This is a genomic window from Janibacter hoylei PVAS-1, from assembly GCF_004025845.1.
Lineage (GTDB): Bacteria > Actinomycetota > Actinomycetes > Actinomycetales > Dermatophilaceae > Janibacter > Janibacter hoylei.
Genome location: NZ_PIPF01000003.1, coordinates 17795 through 35583 on the forward strand (window position 1 = coordinate 17795; position 17789 = coordinate 35583).

A 17789-nucleotide genomic window follows, 5' to 3' on the forward strand; every position below is an offset into this window, starting at 1 on the left:
GCGGTGGGTCTCATGGTTACCTACCGGTCAGTTACTGGCAAGGGGCGATGATGTGGCCATGACCTCCGTCGTCCTCGCCTCCGCCTCACCCGCTCGTCTGGCATTGCTGCGTGCGTGCGGGCTCGACCCGCAGGTCGTCGTGAGCCACGTCGACGAGCCGGCCGTCGAGGCGGCGGCCCGCCAACGCGACCCCCACGTCTCCCCCGGCACGCTGGCGCAGCTGCTGGCCGAGGCGAAGGGAGAGTCCGTCGCCTCTCGCCTACCCGCCGGGACCGACCTCGTCATCGCCTGCGACTCCGTCCTCGAGCTCGACGGGCGGGTCCACGGCAAGCCCGGCACGGCCGAGGTCGCCCGCGAGCGCTGGTCGGCGATGCGCGGCCGGACCGGTGTGCTGCACACCGGTCACCACGTGGTCCACCTGCCCACCGGCAGGAGCGCCGGCGCCCCGGCGAGTGCACGGGTGCACTTCGCTGGGGCGTCGGATGCGGAGATCGACGGCTACGTCGCGACCGGTGAGCCGCTGCACGTCGCGGGCGGCTTCACGCTCGACGGGCTGGCCGCCCCCTTCGTCGACGCGATCGAGGGGCACCCGAGCACGGTCATCGGGCTGTGCCTGCCGCTGCTGCGCCGCCTGCTCGCCGACCTCGGGGTCGACTGGTGGACGGTGGCGTCGGCTCAGTCGCGCGGGTAGGCGACCGCCGCCCGGGCGTCGACGATGCCGCGACCGTAGAGCGCGCTGAAGCCGCCGCGGGTGCCGAAGAGCGGGTGCCTCGAGGTCGAGAGGATCGCCTGCTCGACGTTGTCGAGGCTGCGGCCCTGGCCGAAGAGGATCGCGGCCACACCGGCGACGTGCGGCGTCGCCATCGACGTGCCGGCGAAGGCGGCGTAGTCCTTGCCCTCGCCGCACTCGTCGGTGCCGGTGCCCCGCGGGACGGTGGAGATGATGTCGTCGGAGCAGGGCCCGCCGAGGAGTCGCCCGGAGCCACCGGGACCCGCGACGCCCTTGCCCCGGAAGGTGACCGGCAGCTCGGAGAAGTAGGACTTCAGCTCGTTGCGGTCCGTGGCACCGACGCAGATCGAGTCGCTGCTGAAGGCGGGGTCGTTGCACAGCAGCGTCGAGGTGTTGCCGGCAGCGGCGACCGTGAGCGTGCCCTTGTCGCGGGCGTACTGGATCGCGTCCTTCATCGTCGTGTCGAGACCGAAGATGGAGAAGATCTGGGTGCCGGGCAGGCCGCCGAGGCTGAGGTTGATGACGTCGGCACCGTGGTCGGCGGCGTAGCGGATGCCCTCCGCGATGTCCTCGTTGGCCCCGGAGCCGTCCTCGAGGACCTTGATCGGCATGACCTTGGCGTCGGGGGCCACGCCGGCGACCCCGATGCCGTTGTCGGCGCTGCCGACGATGGTCCCGGCGACGTGGGTGCCGTGGACGTCGGACTCCTGGCCCACACCGTCCTGGCCCTTCCAACCACCGTCGCCGCAGGAACCCTTGACCTCGCCGCACACGAAGTCGGCACCGGGCACGAGGCGGCCGGCGAGGTCGGGGTGACCGAGGTCGACACCGGTGTCGACGACCGCGACGACGACGCCCTCACCGCGGCTCGAGGACCAGGCCTGCTCGGCCCTGACCTGGTCGAGACCCCACAGGTCGGAGCGGAGCGGGTCGTTGGTGGCGGCTCCGGCGGAGCCGGCCGAGGCGACGAGGCCGATCGCGCAGGCGACGGCCGCGACGGATGAGGTCCAGCACTTCTTCATGGGGCGTCCTTCGTCAGGGGGAACGTTGGTTACCCAACGGTAACTACGAAGTCGGGGTCGTGCAGCGTGTGCACGGTGGGACGACCGTCACGCACACCTCGCCCACCCCGCGCTTTCCGGGTGACCCGGAAAACCTCCCCTTCGCAAGAGTTTGAAACCCTTGCGAAGGGGAGGTTTCTCGGGTGACCCGAGAATCGTCGCGGGGTCAGACGGGCGGGATCCCCCGCCGGCGCTCCGAGAAGGTCCGGTCGCGGCCGCGGGCGTGCCGCAGACGCGCGAGCAGCTCGTCGCGCAGCTGCTCGGGCTCGATGACCTGGTCGAGCACCAGGTCGGCGGCCAGTCGCTCGAGGTCGACATCCTCCTCGTACTCGGCCCGACGGGCGGCGATGAAGTCGTCGCGGGCGGCCTCCCCTTCGTCGGCCTCGATCTGCGCGATCTTGTTGGCGTACACCGCGTTGACCGCTGCCTCGGGGCCCATGACGGCGATGCGGGCGGTGGGCAGCGCGATCGTCGCGTCGGGGGCGAAGCCCGGCCCGCCCATCGCGTAGAGGCCGGCACCGTAGGCCTTGCGGACGATGACGCAGAACTGCGGGACGGTGGCCGACGCCACGGCCGAGACCATCTTGGCGCCGTGCCGGATGATGCCGCCGCGCTCGACCTCGGAGCCGATCATGAAGCCGGGGACGTCCGCGAGGTAGATCAGCGGGATCGAGTAGGCGTCGCACAGCCAGATGAAGCGCGCCGCCTTGTCGGCGCTGTCGGTGAAGAGCACGCCGCCCTTGGCTATCGAGTTGTTGGCGACGATGCCGACGGTCTCGCCGGCCATGCGGCCGAGGCCGACGACCAGCTCCGGCGCGAAGAGCTCCTTGACCTCGAAGAAGGAGTCGTCGTCGACGAGGCCGTCGATGACGTCGTGGATGTCGAAGGGCTGCGACTCGCGCTCGGGGATCGTCGCGGCCGTCAGGGGTGCCGCGGGCGCCTCCGGCTCGTACGAAGGGAGGTCACCGCGCCAGTTGAGCGGGAGGTAGCTCAGCCACAGGCGAGCGGCCTCGATCGCCTCCGCGTCGTCGGCGACGAGCACGTCGCCGACGCCACTCACGGTGCAGTGCATGCGCGCCCCGCCCATCTCCTCGAGGGAGACCCGCTCGCCGACGACCATCTCGGCCATGCGCGGGCTGCCGAGGTACATCGACGCATTGCCCTCGACCATGATGACGAGGTCGGTGAAGGAGGGGATGTAGGCGCCGCCCGCGGCGCTCGGGCCGAAGAGGCAGCAGATCTGCGGGACCTTGCCCGACAGGGCGACCTGGTTGTGGAAGATGTGGCCGGCCCCGCGACGGCCGGGGAACATCTCGACCTGATCGGTGATCCGCGCGCCCGCGGAGTCGACGAGCCAGAAGACCGGCAGCTCCTCGCGCAGCGCGGTCTCGGTGGCGCGCACGATCTTTTCCACCGTGCGGGCACCCCACGAGCCCGCCTTGACGGTCGGGTCGTTGGCGATGACGATGACCGGCCGCTCGTCGACGAGGCCGCGGCCGGTGACGACGCCGTCGGCCGGCAGACCGGCGGCCAGCGCGTTGGCATAGCGCCCGTCCTCGACGAAGGAGCCCTCGTCGACGAGCAGCGCGATGCGGTCGCGGACGTAGAGCTTGCCCTGGGCCTCGAGCTTGGCCGCGGCCTTGTCGGTGGGCCGCTCGGAGGCGTCGTGCGCGGCGCGGATGCGACGACGGACGTCCTCGACCTTGGGGTCGGTGGGGTAGCTGCTCACGGGGTGACTCCCTCCGTCCGGGCCGGCTCAGACCGGCAGGCCGAGGTGGCGGGCGATGACCATGCGCTGCACCTCGGAGGTGCCCTCGCCGATCTCGAGGATCTTGGCGTCGCGGTAGAAGCGGGCGACGGGGTACTCCTCCATGAATCCGTTGCCGCCGAAGACCTGCGTCGCGATGCGCGTGGCGCTCACCGCGGCCTCCGACGTGTAGAGCTTGGCGATCGAGGCGGCGCGGGCGACCTCCCTGGCCGAGCGGCGACCGCGGTCGGCCTCGTCCTTGAGCCAGGCCGCCTTGTAGGTGAGCACGCGCGAGGTCTCGGCCATGACGGCGAGGTCGGAGATCTGGAAGCTCACGCCCTGGTTGGCGCCGATCGGCCGGCCGAAGGAGGTGCGGGTCCGGGCGTAGTCGGTGGCCAGCTCGAGCATCCGCTGGGTCAGTCCGGTGGCGAGCGCGGAGATAGCGATCCGGCCGTCGTCGAGGGTCTTGAGGAACTGCCGGAAGCCCTGCCCCTCCTCCCCGACGATGTGGTCGGCGGGCACGCGGCAACCGTCGAAGCTCAGCCCGTGGGTGTCGGAGATGTGCCAGCCGAGCTTGTCGTAGGGCTCCTCGACGGTGAAGCCGGGGGTGCCGCTCGGGACGATGATCGCCGAGATCTGGGCACGCCCCTCGGCGGTCGTGCCGGTGCGCGCGGTGACGGTGACGAGGGAGGTGATGTCGGTGCCGGAGTTGGTGATGAAGGACTTGGCACCGTTGATGACCCACTCGTCGCCGTCGCGGGTGGCCGTGGTGCGGGTGCCACCGGCGTCGGAGCCGGCGTCGGGCTCGGTGAGGCCGAAGCCGGCCAGGGCGCGGCCGGCGACGAGGTCGGGGAGCCAGCGGTCACGCTGCTCGTCGGTGCCGTAGGTGAGGATCGGGTTGATGCCCAGGCCCACGCCGGCGGAGAGCGTGATGCCGATGGACTGGTCGATGCGGCCGAGCTCCTCGATCGCGACGCACAGCGCGGTGAAGTCGGACTGGACGACGCCGTCGTCGGTCTCGGCGGAGCCACCCCAGCGCTCGGGGACGACGAGGCCGAAGAGGCCGAGGTCGCCCATGCGGTGCACGACCTCGAGCGGCAGGTGGTGGTCCTTGTCCCACTGGGCCACGTGCGGCTCCACCTCGCGCTCGGCGAAGTCGCGCACGCTCGCGCGGAAGTCCTCGTGGTCCTGCGACAGCTCGAACATGCCCGACCTCTCCCGGCACCCCGGGGTCACCGGCAGCACCATTGCTTGACGTTGACGTCAACGTAAAGCATCATCTCGGGTCATGACAAGCCGGACGAAGGGGGCCACTCCCCCGGGCGCGGATGCTCCCGACGAGCACGCGCGGACCTGGACGATCCGCGAGGTCGCCGACGAGTTCGGCATCACCACGCGCACGGTCCGGCACTACGAGGACATCGGCCTCGTCTCGCCCGAGCGGCAGGGCACGACCCGCCTCTTCCACCGGCGCGACCGCACGCGGTTGGGCCTGGTGCTGCGCGGCAAGCGGCTCGGTTTCCCCCTCGACGAGATCGCCAAGATCATCAACCTCTACGACGCACCGCGCGGGCGCCGCAGCCAGCTCGAGTACGTGCTCGGCCAGATCGACGAGCGCCGCGCGGACCTGGAGCAGCGGCGGCGCGACCTCGACGACGCACTCGCCGAGCTCGACACCTTCGAGCAGCGCTGCCGCACCGAGCTCGACGCCCGCTGAGGCAGGGTCGAGGTCAGGAGCGAGCGGCGAGATAGGCGTCGATCTCCGCGGCCGTCGGCGCGGACGTCGGCCCCTTGCGGGTCACCTTGATGGCCCCGGCGGCGTTGGCGCGGCGGCAGGCGTCGGGCCAGGTAGCCCCCTTCGCCCGCTCCGCGAGGAGCACGCCGGTGTGGGTGTCGCCCGCGCCGTTGGTGTCGACGGGGGTCTCGGGGTAGCCGGGCACGACGCTCGTCACGCCGTCGGCGTGCACGGCGCACCCCTGCTCGCCGTCGCGGACGACGGCGACGGCACCGGGCTCCAGCAGTGCGGCGACGGCCTCGGCCGCCGGCGCCATCCCCTTCGCGCCACCGAAGTCCTCGGACTCCTCGGCATTGCCGGTCCAGACGTCGGTGAGCGCGACGACCCGGGCGCGAAGGGAGGGCTCCAGCTCCGCGAAGACCGCTCCGGGGTCGAGGACGACGAGGACGTCGTCTGGCAGGGACTCCAGCCAGGTCACCAGCGGGTCGCAGGTGCGGCCGACGAGGCTGTAGCCGCTGACGCACACGAGGTCCCCCGCGACCGGCGCACTCGTCGCGAGCGACTCGACGCTGATGTGCCGCTCGGCCTCCTGCGTCGTGACGAAGGTCCGCTCCGCGGAGGGCTCGACCATGACGATGCAGACACCGGTGTCGAGGTCCTCGACGACGGGAGCCGAGAGCGTGACGCCGTCGGCAGTGAGGGTCTCGCGGACGAGGTCGCCGTTCGGGCCGCGACCGTGGGCCCCTGCGTGGACGGCCGCGGCGCCGGAGCGCACGGCGGCGACCAGGATCGTCGTCGCTCCCCCGGCGTAGCGCGCCACGGATGTGGCCATCGAGTTGCCGCCGCGGCGAGGCAGGTCGGGCACCTCGACGACGACGTCGACGAGCGCCTGTGCGGTGTGGATCACCCTCGGGCTCATGGGGGCACACGCTACCGACGGACGCGGTCGGGCAGACTGCGAGCATGACGCACACCCCCCGCTTCACCTCGGTCGACGACGTCACGGCGCGCCTGGCCGAGCACGGCTACCTTGCCTCCGACGAGATCGCGACGACCGTCTACCTCGCCGACCAGCTCGGCAAACCGCTGCTCATCGAGGGGCCTGCCGGTGTCGGCAAGACCGCGCTGTCCGCCGCCGTGTCGGCAGCGACAGACGGCGAGCTCGTGCGCCTGCAGTGCTACGAGGGCGTCGACGAGGCGCGCGCCCTCTACGAGTGGAACCACGCCAAGCAGCTGCTGCGCATCACCGCAGCCGGCGCCCACCACGACTCCGCGGGCGCCGACGAGGCGGACTGGACCTCGGTCAAGGAGGACATCTTCACCGACGAGTTCCTCCTCTCCCGCCCGCTGCTCACCGCGATCCGCAACGAGCACCCGACGGTCCTGCTCATCGACGAGCTCGACAAGGCCGACGTCGAGATCGAGGGTCTGCTGCTCGAGGTGCTCTCCGACTTCCAGGTGACCGTGCCCGAGCTCGGCACGATCAGGGCGAGCCAGACCCCCTTCGTCGTCCTGACCTCCAACGCGACCCGTGAGCTGTCCGAGGCCCTGCGCCGCCGCTGCCTCTACCTGCACATCGACTACCCCGAGTCCGACCTCGAGCTGCGGATCGTGCGTCTGACGGTGCCCGACCTCGACGAGACGCTCGCTGCCTCCGTCGTGCGGCTCGTCGGCGCGCTGCGCGATATGCGGCTGCGCAAGTCGCCCTCGGTCGCCGAGACCATCGACTGGGCCCGCACGCTCGTCAGCCTGGGCACCGACGGCGAGCTGCAGCCGGAGCTCGTGCGCTCGACCCTCGGCGTCGTCCTCAAGCACCGCGAGGACATCGAGCTCGCGGTGCAGACCCTGGACCTGGACCGTGCCCTCGCCTGACCCGCTCGGCGAGCGGCTCGTCGACCTCGCCCGGGCGCTGCGCCGGCACGGCGTGACGGTCGGGACCTCAGAGGTGGCCGACGCCGCCTCTGCCGCAAGGGCGCTCGGCCTCGACGACCGCGAGCGCCTGCGCACCGGACTCGCCGCGACGATGATGCGCCGCTCGGCCGACCGGACGGTCTTCGACCAGCTCTTCGACATCCACTTCCCCGCCGCCGTCGGCGGTCGCGTCGGTGAGGCCGAGGACCCGGCGCCGACCGACACGAAGGGGGCCCGCGAGCGCGCCGCCCGTCTGCGTGACGACCTCGTCGACGCCCTCGCCCGCGGCGACGAGCGTGAGCTCGATCGGCTCGCGGCCCGTGCCGTGGCCGAGCTGGGCCGGCTGGCCAACGAGTCGTCGACCGGTGGGTGGTCGGCCAACCAGACGATCGAGCGTCTCGCCCCGCAGACCGCGATCGCGGCGGCCCTGCAGCGGGCCCGCGACGCCGGCGACGTCACCGGCGGGTCCGGCGAGGGCTCGGGCGGATCGGGCGAAGGGAGCGGCGGCGCCACCGGCAGCGGCGGCGGGGGCGCGGGCAGCGCCTGGCGGCCCGAGCAGCTGAGCGACCGCTACGACCGCGACGAGATCCGCCACCGCGTCGGCGCCTTCCGGCGCAAGGTCGAGACCGAGTCGGCGCGGCGCAACGCCGAGGTCCGCGGACGCGACCGCATCTCGCGCTACGGCGTGCGAGACCCCTTGGAGCGCAAGGACTTCCTGCTCACCGGCAAGACCGAGGCGGCCGAGCTGCACGCGGTCATCGCGCCCCTGTCGCGCAAGCTCGCGGCCAAGCTCGCCGCCCGCCAGCGGCGGCAGTCGCGGGGCACCATCGACATCCGGCGCACGCTGCGCGCGGCGATGTCGACCGGTGGGGTGCCGGTGCGCCCGGCCTACAAGCGCCGCACCCGCAGCCGGGCCGACATCGTCCTGCTGTGCGACATGTCCGGGTCGGTGGCGGGCTTCTCGCGCTTCACGATGCTGCTCCTGCAGTCACTCGCCGGAGTCTTCCGCCGGGTGCGGTTCATCGGCTTCGTCAACACGTGCGACGACATCACCGAGCTGGTCCGCGAGGCGCAGGTCGGCGAGGACATCAGCGAGCGGGTGGCTCGCGAGGCACAGATGACCCGCTGGCACGGGTCGAGCGACTACGGCGCGGCCTTCGAGGACGCCGTCGAGCACCACCTCGACGCCATCGGGCCGCGCTCGACGGTGCTGATCCTCGGTGACGCGCGGACCAACGGCACCGACCCGCGCATCGACCGCCTGCGCATCCTCGTCTCCCAGGCCCGCTACGCCGCCTGGCTCAACCCGGAGGCGGAGCGCATGTGGGACACGGGCGACTCCGTGGCCAGTCGCTACGCCGAGGTCGTCGACATGCACGAGGTGCGCAACATCGAGCAGCTGCGGCAGTTCGTCTCCCGCCTGCCGGTGGGCTGATTCCCCCTTCGTCCACCGCATCTCCCTAGGGAAATCACCACCCCTGCCGTCATCTCCCTAGGGAAATGCGCACCCTCCACCGCATCTCCCTAGGGAAATCACCACCCCTGCCGTCATTTCCCTAGGGAAATGCGGGTCCGGGGGCGGGCGGATCTGCAGAGGATCTCCAGATCTCGTCCCGGGGATCCACCGGTGCGGCTGCCTAGCCTGATCCCATGACCGCTCCCGCACCGTGCGTGCTCGTCGTCGAGGACGACCCGACGATCAACCAGACCCTGGCCGACCGCTTCACGGCGGAGGGTTTCGAGGTGGTGCGGGCGCACGACGGCCCGGGGGCGGTCGCCGCCCACGCCGAGCACGACCCCGCGGTCGTCGTGCTCGACCTCATGCTGCCCGGGTTCGACGGACTCGAGGTGTGCCGCCGGATCCAGGCCGACCGCCCCGTGCCGGTGCTCATGCTCACCGCCCGCGACGACGAGAGCGACATCATCGTCGGGCTCGGGGTCGGCGCCGACGACTACCTCACCAAGCCATTTCGCATGCGCGAGGTCGTCGCCCGGGTCCGGGCCCTGCTGCGCCGCGTCGAGCGCGCCGCCGAGCTCGGGCGCCCCGACGAGACGATCACCCACCACGCCGGGCTCACCCTCGACGAGCGCACCCGGCGGTGCACCGTCGACGGCCACGCCGTCCACCTCACGCCGACGGAGTTCGACCTGCTCGCCCTGCTCGCCCGCGAGCTCGGCGCGGTGCTTCGCCGCGAGCGGATCGTCGCCGACCTGTGGGGCTGGGACGACGGCCTGGGCCGCGGCAGCCTCGACAGCCACGTCAAGTCGCTGCGGGCCAAGGTCGGCAGCCACCGGATCCGTACGGTCCACGGCGTCGGCTACGCCCTCGACGACGGGAGCGACCGATGAACCGCTCCGCTCCCCTGCTCGAGCTCACCTCGATCCGCACCCGGCTCGCCGTCCTCGTCGGCGTGAGCGTCGTCGTCGCGGCCGTCGTCGGCACGGTCGGCACCGATGCCGGGGTCCCCCTGTGGATCGGCCTGCCCGCGACGATCGGCCTCGCCCTCGTCGTCACCCGCTGGCTGGCGACCGGCATGACGACCCCGCTCACCCAGATGACCGATGCCGCACGGCGGATGGCGAAGGGGGACTACGGCGCCCGGATCACGACGTCGAGCCAGGACGAGATCGGCGAGCTGGCGCGTGCCTTCGCGAGCATGGCCGCCGAGCTGGAGCAGGGCGAGGAGCACCGGCGACGTCTCGTCGCCACCGTCGCCCACGAGCTGCGCACGCCCTTGTCGGCCCAGCAGGCCCTGCTCGAAAATCTCGCCGACGGCGTCACCACCCCCGACGAGGCGACCCTGCGCGCCGCCCTCGCCCAGTCAGAGCGCCTCGGCTCGCTCGTCACCGACCTGCTCGACCTCTCCCGGCCCGACGGCAGGGGAATCCCCCTCTCCCCCAGCCGGATCCGCGTCGGTGACCTGCTCGACGACGCCATCGGCGAGACCACACTCCAGGGCCGGGACGTCGCGCTCGTCGCCGACGTCGAGCCCGGCGACCTCGTCGTCACCGGCGACCGTGCCCGCCTCGCCCAGGTCACCGCCAACCTCCTCGACAACGCGGTGCGGCACAGCCCGAGCGGCGGCACCGTCACCCTCACCGCCCGCGCCGCCGGCGACGCGTGGACCCTCACCGTCGCCGACGACGGACCCGGCCTGACCCCGGAGCGGGCGGAGCGGCTCTTCCACCGCTTCGGTCCCGGAGAGGACGAAGGGGGTGGCACCGGCCTCGGCCTGGCCATCGCCGCGTGGGTCGCCTCGATGCACGGCGGCACGATCCGCGCCCTGGGCGCCGACGCGGGGGCCCGGCTCGAGCTCCACCTCCCGCTCACCCCGCCGGCCTTCCCTTCGCCGGCACCGCTCACCACGACCACCACTCAGGAGCCCACGATGACTGCAGGATCCGCGCCCTCCCTTCGAGGCTCGGCCGCGAACGGCCTCGCACCGGGTCCTGAGGAGGCGCGCCAGCGCCGTCTCGAAGGGCAGGGAACGGGGCTCTCGTTGTCGCGGTGGTGGCCCGAGCGGGTCACGCAGGGGCAGCCGCGGCTGCTGCTCGCCGCCCTCGCCGTCGGCCTGCTCGCCGCGATCCTGCTGCCGGGCAATGCGATCGGGCTCGGGCTGCTCGTCGTGCTCACCGCCGGTGGTGCCGCCTTGTGGCTCGCCTCGCCCCGCCGGGCGAAGCCGTGGTCGTGGGTCACCGCAGCGCTGGCCCTTCCCCTCGGCCTGACGACGATCCTGCGCGACGACCCGGTGATGAGCTTCTTCGCCGTCGCCGTCGCCGGGGTGCTCGCCGCGACCGCGTGCACCGATGCGCGCACGGTCGGCGGGATCGCCGCGTCGGTCATCGCCTGGCCGCTCTCCGCGCTGCGCGGGCTCCCCCTGCTCGACAGGACGATCCGCGTCCTCGCCCGCCGGGGCAGCGCCTGGTCCATCTTGCGCACGGCCGTCGTGAGCCTCGCCCTGCTGCTCGTCTTCGGCGGGCTGCTCGCCTCCGCCGACGCCGTCCTCGGCTCGTGGGCGTCGGCCCTCGTGCCCGACATCAGCGACATGGCGATCTTCCGGGTCTTCGTGCTCGTCTTCTTCGCCGGCGTCACGCTCGCCGGTCTCTACCTCGCGATCAACCCGCCGACCGTCGACGGGGCACGCCTGTCGCCGCGCATCCCGGAGCGCGAGTGGCAGGTCCCGCTCGGCGTCGTCATCGCCATCTTCGTCGCCTTCGTCATCGCCCAGGCCGCGGCGGTCGTCGGCGGGCACGACTACGTCGTGCGCACCGCGGGCGTGACCTATGCCGAGTCGGCCCGGCAGGGCTTCGGCCAGCTCACCGTCGCCACCGCGCTCGCCCTGCTGCTCGTCGCCGGGGTTCGAGCGCTCGGCCGCGCGAGCACCCAGCGCGACCGTCGGGTCATGACCGCCATGAACGCGACCCTGTGCGTCCTCACCCTGCTCGTCGTCGCCTCCGCGCTGCGCCGCATGGCGCTCTACCAGGACGCCTACGGTTACACGACGCTGCGGATCAACGCCGACCTCTTCGAGATCTGGCTCGGGCTCGTCGTCCTCGCGGTGCTCGTCTCCCTCTTCACCCCGACGCGGCGCTGGCTCGGCCGCACGGGCCTCGTCGCGGCCGCCGTGCTCACCATCGTCGGCACCGTCGGCAACACGAATGCCTGGGTCGCCGACCGCAACATCGAGCGGTGGCAGGCCACGGGCAAGATCGACACCTGGTACCTCAGCAGCCTGCCCGCCGACGCCGTGCCCACCATCGAGTCGAGCGCCCTGCCCGCGCACATCAAGCAGTGCGCGCTGTCGATGCACCAGGTGTACGGCGCGGGCGACGAGGACACCCTCGCCGGATGGAACCTCGCCCGCTCCCGCGCCGACGAGATCCGGCAGCGCTACGACGACCCGACCCAGTGCACCGACTCCCGCGGCTGGTCGAGGTGACGGGCGCCCCCTTCGCCTCCGCAGGGGGTGGGCGAAGGGGGTGTGCGGCGCCACGATGCGGGCGACCCGCCGGGGGTGGCAGGCACGCAGTAGTCTGCGGCCCATGGCCATCAGCAAAGTCCTCATCGCGAACCGCGGCGAGATCGCCGTCCGCATCGCCCGTGCCTGCGCCGACGCCGGCATCGGCTCCGTCGCCGTCTACGCCGAGCCCGACCGTGACGCCCTGCACGTCAAGGTCGCCGACGAGGCGTACGCCCTCGGCGGTCAGACGCCCGCCGACAGCTACCTGCTCCAGGACAAGCTCCTGCAGGTCGCCCGGGACGCCGGCGCCGACGCGGTCCACCCCGGCTACGGCTTCCTCGCGGAGAACGCCGACTTCGCCCAGGCCGTCCTCGACGCCGGCCTGATCTGGATCGGCCCGAGCCCGCAGGCCATCGACGCGCTCGGTGACAAGGCCAAGGCCAAGCACATCGCGGTCAAGGCCAACGCGCCCCTGGCCCCCGGCACCAATGACCCGGTCAAGGACGCCGACGAGGTCGTCGCCCTCGCCGAGGAGTTCGGCCTGCCGATCGCCATCAAGGCCGTCTACGGCGGTGGCGGTCGCGGGCTCAAGGTCGCCTACACGATGGAGGAGATCCCCGAGCTGTACGAGTCGGCCGTCCGCGAGGCCGTCACGGCCTTCGGCCGGGGCGAGTGCCTCGTCGAGAAGTTCCTCGACAAGCCGCGCCACGTCGAGACCCAGTGCCTCGCCGACCAGCACGGCAACGTCGTCGTCGTCTCGACCCGCGACTGCTCGCTCCAGCGCCGCAACCAGAAGCTCGTCGAGGAGGCCCCCGCGCCCTTCCTCACCGAGGAGCAGCACGCCGAGCTCGTCCGCGCCTCCAAGGCGATCCTCAAGGGGGCCGGCTACGTCGGCGCCGGCACCTGCGAGTACCTCGTCGCCCAGGACGGCACGATCTCCTTCCTCGAGGTCAACACCCGCCTGCAGGTCGAGCACCCCGTGACCGAGGAGGTCACCGGCATCGACCTCGTCCGCGAGATGCTCCGCATCGCCGACGGCGAGGAGCTCGGCTACGACGACCCGGTCGCCCGCGGCCACTCCTTCGAGTTCCGCATCAACGGCGAGGACGCCGGGCGCAACTTCATGCCGGCCCCCGGCACCGTGACCAAGATGCGCGTCCCCCAGGGCCCCGGTGTCCGCTGGGACGCCGGCATCGAGGAGGGCGACACCGTCGCCGGTGCCTTCGACTCGATGATCGCCAAGCTCATCGTCACCGGCGCGACCCGCCAGCAGGCTCTCGAGCGCTCTCGCCGCGCCCTCGACGAGCTCGTCGTCGACGGCATGCCGACGGTCGTACCCTTCCACCAGGCGATCGTCCGCGACCCGGCCTTCGCGCCGGAGGGTGACGCGCCCTTCTCCGTCTACACCCGCTGGATCGAGACCGAGTTCGACAACCAGATCGCGCCCTACGGCGGCGAGGTCGGCGAGGCGGCCGAGGAGGACGGCGAGCGGCAGAAGATCACCGTCGAGGTCGGCGGCAAGCGCCTCGAGGTCGTCCTGCCCGGCGGCCTCTCGCTCGGTGGCGGTGGCGGCGCCGCCAAGAAGAAGGCGCCCAAGCGCTCCGGCGGCAGCGGCGGCGGCGCGGCGGCCTCCGGTGACAGCCTCACCGCCCCGATGCAGGGCACGATCGTCAAGGTCGCCGTCGAGGAGGGCCAGGAGGTCGCCGAGGGTGACCTCGTCGTCGTCCTCGAGGCGATGAAGATGGAGCAGCCCATCAACGCGCACAAGGCCGGCACGATCAGCGGCCTGCAGGCCGAGGTCGGCGCCACGGTGAGCAACGGCGCGGTCCTCGCCGAGATCAAGGACTGATGACGACTCCTCCCGCGAGCACCGACGCCGCCCCCGGCACGCCCTCCCGGCGTGCCGGGGGCGGCGTCGTCATCGCCGTGCTCGCCCTGTGCGGCACCGTCGTCTCGCTCCAGCAGACGATGGTCCTGCCGCTCGTCCCCGACCTGCCCGACCTCATCGGGACCACCCCCGGCAATGCCTCGTGGATGGTGACCGCGACCCTCGTGGCCGGCGCCGTCGCCACCCCCGTCATCTCCCGCATGGCCGACATGTACGGCAAGCGGCGGATGATCCTCGTGACCCTGGCGATCGTCGCGCTCGGCGCCGCCATCGGGGGTATCGCCCCCTCCCTGCCCTTCCTCATCGTCGCCCGCGCGCTCCAGGGCATGGGCATGGCCCTCGTCCCCGTCGGCATCGCGACGATGCGCGACGAGCTCGACCCGGACCAGGTGCCGCTGGCCGTCGCCCTGATGAGCGCGACCCTGGCCATCGGCGCCGGCGTGGGGCTGCCCCTCGGCGGCTTCCTCGCCCAGACCTACGACTGGCACGTCGTGCTGTGGCTCCCTGGGGTGCTCGCCCTGCTCATGGTCCTGCTCGTGCGCGCGACGGTCGCCGAGTCCACCGTCCGCTCCCCCGGTGCCTTCGACATGCGCGGGGCGGTCCTGCTGAGCGTCGCCCTCGTCCTGCTGCTCCTCGCCGTGTCGAAGGGAGCGGAGTGGGGCTGGCTCGACACCCGCACCCTCGCCGCCTTCGGCGTCGGCAGCGCCCTGCTCGCGGTCTTCGTACCGCTCGAGCTGCGCATCCCCAACCCGCTCGTCGACATCCGCACCGCCGCCCAGCCGATCGTCGTCTCGGCCAACACGATCTCGCTCTTCATGGGCTTCGGGCTCTTCGTCAACATGCTCGTGTCGACCCAGCTCCTGCAGACACCGGAGGACTCCGGCTACGGCATGGGGCTGGACGGCCTGCACGCCGGTCTGTGGATGGCCCCGTCAGCGGTCGCCTTCGGTCTGCTCGCCCCCTTCGCCGGGTGGGTGACGCGACGCTTCGGCCCGGAGCTGGCGATCGCCGTCGGCGGCTCGATCATGGCCGCGTCGTACCTCGTCCGCGTGCCCCTGAGCGGCTCGATCGGGGCCATCGTCGTCGGCTCCGTCGTCGTCACGGTCGGCACGGCCCTGGCCTACTCCGCGCTGCCGACGCTCATCATGCGCTCGGTGCCCGTGACCGAGACGGCCGCGGCCAACGGGCTCAACACCCTGCTGCGCTCGGTCGGGACCTCGACCGCGAGCGCGGTCACCGCGGCGATCTTCGCCGCCGGGGCCTCCACCGCGACGGGCGGCCACGCCGGCTACGGCTCGATCGCCCTCGTCTACGTCCTCGCCGCGATCGCCTCGGCGATCAGCGCAGCCCTCATCGTGCCCTTCCTGCGCCAGCGGGCTGCCGAGGTCGAGGCCCGGCCCGACGTCGAGGAGCAGCGCGCCGACCACGTCGTGCACGGCCGGGTCACCGACGTCGCCGGCGACGCCGTCGGCGGCGCGGTCGTCACCGTCCTCGGCGGCCAGGGGTCCCACGTCGACTGGGCGCACACGGACTCCGCGGGCGACTACTCCGTGGCGACGGGCGGCCCGATCCGGCACCTCTTCGTCGTCACGGCGCCCGGGTGGGCGCCGGCGAGCGGCTACGTCGACCTGGCAGAAGGGCGGCGGGTCCCTCCCTTCGTCCTGCGGGAGCGCACGAGCGTCACGGGCACGGTGACCGCCGTCGACGGCGGACCGGCCGCGGACGTGTCCGTCGTCCTCACCCGTCGCACGGGCGGGTCGGTCGACTGGATGCGCACCGACGCCGACGGACGCTACGACCTCCCGGTGCCCAAGGAGGGCACCTACGTGCTCACGGCCCTGGACCGCGGCACCGGCGACATCACGACCCGCATGCTCACGGTGGGTGGCGGGACGGTCCGCGCCGACCTGCAGCTCACCGCGGGGGCGAGCCCGACCTCAGCCGGGCAGGGCCCCGCCGTCGGTTGACCCCTCCGGCTTCGGCTCGGCCGGAGTCTGGCTCCTCGGCGACTCGGCGGTCGCCTCGTCCTCGGGCTGGGCGTCGCCCTTCGGCTCGGCCTTGTCCTCAGGCAGACCGAGCTTGTCCTCGACGAAGTCGCCCGCCTTGTCGATGATCGACGTGAACTTGCCGCCGGTGCGCTTGTCGACGGCCTCCTGGACCTTGTCGATCGCACCGCGCGCCTGGTCCGGGTGGTCCCGGGCCGCGTCGCGCGCCTTGTCGACGTACTCGCCACCGTTGAACTGCTGCGGGCTGTTGCTCATCCTCGGCTCCTTCGTCGCGGGCCGCGGATCGGCCCCCTGCGACCCTAGCGGCGGGACCGCACCCGCGCGCCCGCCGAGCTCACTCCCCGTGGAGGGGGTGCAGCCGACGAGCCGCCTCCGCGAGAGTGCCCGTCAGCGAGGGGTACACGGTGAAGGTCGAGGCGACCTGGTCGACCGACAGCCGGTTGGTGACTGCGAGGGCCACCGGGAAGATCAGCTCGGAGGCCCGGGGCGCGACGATGACGCCGCCGAGCACCGTGCCCGTCCCGCGGTAGGCGAAGAGCTTGACGAAGCCCTCGGTGATGCCGAGCATCTTGGCCCGCGGGTTGCGCGAGAGCGGCATCATCACGGCCTCGACGTCCGCATTGTCCGCCGCCTCGGCGGCGCTGATGCCGACCGTCGCGATCTCGGGGTCGGTGAAGACGTTGGCGGAGACGCCCGACAGCCGAAGGGGGGTCACCGCGTCTCCCAGAGCGTGCGCCATCGCGGTGCGACCCTGCATCGCGGCCACCGAGGCGAGCGCGAAGACCCCGGTGCAGTCGCCCGCGGCGTAGATGCCGCGCACCGACGTCCGCGAGACGCGGTCGGTGACGATGTGCCCCGACTCGCTGAGCTCGACCCCGACCTCCTCGAGCCCGAGGTCGCGCGTGTTGGGCACCGCACCCACGGCGATGAGCACGTGGCTGCCCTCGACCTCGCGACCGTCTTCGAGCGTGACGACGACGCCGTCGCCGCGGCGCTCGGCCGAGGCCATGCGGGAGCGGTTGAGCACCGTCATGCCCCGGCGACGGAAGACGTCCTCGATGACGGCGGCGGCGTCCTGGTCCTCGCCCGGCAGGACGAGCTCGCGGGAGGAGACGAGGGTGACGTCGGCGCCCAGGCCGAGGTAGGCCTGGGCGAGCTCGGCGCCGGTGACACCCGAGCCGACGACGACGAGCCGCTCCGGCACATCGGGCAGGGCGTAGATCTGCTGCCAGGTGAGGATCCGCTCGCCGTCGGGCTGCGCGGTCGGCAGCACCCGCGGGGTGGCACCCGTGCTGACGAGCACGACATCGGCCTCGATGTCCTCGCTGCCGGCGTCGGTCTCGACGGTCACCGTGCTCGGCGAGGTGAACCGCCCCGTGCCGGAGACGACCCGCACCCCGACCTCCTCGAGGCGGGCGGTGATGTCCGCGGACTGCGCCGCCGCGAGGTTGAGCACGCGCGCGTTGATCGCCGCCAGCTCCGCGACGGTCTCGGTCGCGACATCACCCTCGTGGTCCTCGAGGTGCACCCCGAGGTCGGCGGCGATCTCGATGCCGCCGAGGTAGTCGGCGGTCGCGATGAGGGTCTTGCTGGGGACGCAGTCGGTGAGCACGGCGGCCCCGCCGATGCCGTCCCGGTCGACGACGGTGACGGCCGCCCCGAGGTGGGCGGCCACGAGAGCCGCCTCGTATCCGCCGGGACCTCCGCCGAGGATGACAACTGAGCTGGTTCGGGTCACACCACCCATCCA

The 17789-nt window shown here is 72.6% G+C and carries 14 protein-coding genes; 8 read left to right on the top strand and 6 right to left on the bottom strand.

The window, feature by feature from the left end; genetic code table 11:
• Positions 1-58: 58 nt before the first annotated feature.
• Entirely contained in the window at positions 59-691 is a 633-nt protein-coding gene (locus CWN80_RS03465) for a Maf family protein (protein WP_040881233.1), read from the top strand.
• On the opposite strand, the gene CWN80_RS03470 is transcribed toward CWN80_RS03465, so the two are convergent.
• The 3 genes from CWN80_RS03470 to CWN80_RS03480 all read right to left on the bottom strand — a co-directional run bounded on the left by CWN80_RS03470 (position 676) and on the right by CWN80_RS03480 (position 4744).
• Entirely contained in the window at positions 676-1752 is a 1077-nt protein-coding gene (locus CWN80_RS03470) for a S8 family serine peptidase (RefSeq protein ID WP_007927377.1), read from the bottom strand. The genes CWN80_RS03465 and CWN80_RS03470 overlap by 16 nt on opposite strands.
• Before the next feature lie 205 nt (positions 1753-1957).
• Positions 1958-3520 (bottom strand): acyl-CoA carboxylase subunit beta, encoded by a 1563-nt coding sequence (locus CWN80_RS03475; protein ID WP_007927376.1) that lies wholly within the window; start codon positions 3518-3520, stop codon positions 1958-1960.
• A 27-nt stretch (positions 3521-3547) separates the two neighbouring features.
• Positions 3548-4744 carry an acyl-CoA dehydrogenase family protein gene (locus CWN80_RS03480; protein WP_007927375.1) on the bottom strand — a complete coding sequence of 399 codons (1197 nt, stop codon included), beginning with the start codon at positions 4742-4744 and terminating at the stop codon, positions 3548-3550.
• 82 nt (positions 4745-4826) lie between these two features.
• Between CWN80_RS03480 and CWN80_RS03485 the strand changes: the two genes are divergently transcribed.
• Positions 4827-5255, top strand: a complete 429-nt coding sequence (locus CWN80_RS03485) for a MerR family transcriptional regulator (protein ID WP_007927374.1) — start codon at positions 4827-4829, stop codon at positions 5253-5255.
• 13 nt (positions 5256-5268) lie between these two features.
• On the opposite strand, the gene CWN80_RS03490 is transcribed toward CWN80_RS03485, so the two are convergent.
• Positions 5269-6192 (bottom strand): PfkB family carbohydrate kinase, encoded by a 924-nt coding sequence (locus CWN80_RS03490; protein ID WP_128276893.1) that lies wholly within the window; start codon positions 6190-6192, stop codon positions 5269-5271.
• Between the two features lie 44 nt (positions 6193-6236).
• Here CWN80_RS03490 and CWN80_RS03495 point away from each other — a divergent pair, with 44 nt between their 5' ends.
• From CWN80_RS03495 to CWN80_RS03520, 6 genes are all read left to right on the top strand, one after another.
• On the top strand, positions 6237-7145 hold the full coding sequence (locus CWN80_RS03495; protein ID WP_007927372.1) for an AAA family ATPase: 909 nt from the start codon (positions 6237-6239) through the stop codon (positions 7143-7145).
• Positions 7132-8619, top strand: a complete 1488-nt coding sequence (locus CWN80_RS03500; protein ID WP_007927370.1) for a VWA domain-containing protein — start codon at positions 7132-7134, stop codon at positions 8617-8619. Before CWN80_RS03495 ends, CWN80_RS03500 begins: the two co-directional genes overlap by 14 nt.
• Positions 8620-8834: 215 nt before the next feature.
• Positions 8835-9533, top strand: coding sequence for a response regulator transcription factor (locus CWN80_RS03505; protein ID WP_040881232.1), 699 nt, complete (start codon positions 8835-8837; stop codon positions 9531-9533).
• Positions 9530-12124, top strand: coding sequence for a DUF4153 domain-containing protein (locus tag CWN80_RS03510; RefSeq protein WP_007927366.1), 2595 nt, complete (start codon positions 9530-9532; stop codon positions 12122-12124). The genes CWN80_RS03505 and CWN80_RS03510 overlap by 4 nt, the downstream gene beginning before the upstream one ends.
• Positions 12125-12227: 103 nt before the next feature.
• Positions 12228-13994: an acetyl/propionyl/methylcrotonyl-CoA carboxylase subunit alpha gene (locus CWN80_RS03515; protein ID WP_007927365.1), complete on the top strand. Its 1767-nt coding sequence runs from the start codon at positions 12228-12230 to the stop codon at positions 13992-13994.
• The gene (locus tag CWN80_RS03520; RefSeq protein ID WP_007927359.1) at positions 13994-16000 is read left to right on the top strand and encodes an MFS transporter; all 2007 of its coding nucleotides are present in this window, start codon (positions 13994-13996) and stop codon (positions 15998-16000) included. Before CWN80_RS03515 ends, CWN80_RS03520 begins: the two co-directional genes overlap by 1 nt.
• Here CWN80_RS03520 and CWN80_RS03525 read toward each other — a convergent pair.
• Both CWN80_RS03525 and CWN80_RS03530 read right to left on the bottom strand, forming a co-directional pair.
• On the bottom strand, positions 15971-16294 hold the full coding sequence (locus CWN80_RS03525; protein WP_007927358.1) for an antitoxin: 324 nt from the start codon (positions 16292-16294) through the stop codon (positions 15971-15973). The genes CWN80_RS03520 and CWN80_RS03525 overlap by 30 nt on opposite strands.
• 79 nt (positions 16295-16373) lie before the next feature.
• Positions 16374-17786, bottom strand: coding sequence for an NAD(P)H-quinone dehydrogenase (locus CWN80_RS03530; protein ID WP_040881239.1), 1413 nt, complete (start codon positions 17784-17786; stop codon positions 16374-16376).
• Positions 17787-17789: the final 3 nt, after the last annotated feature.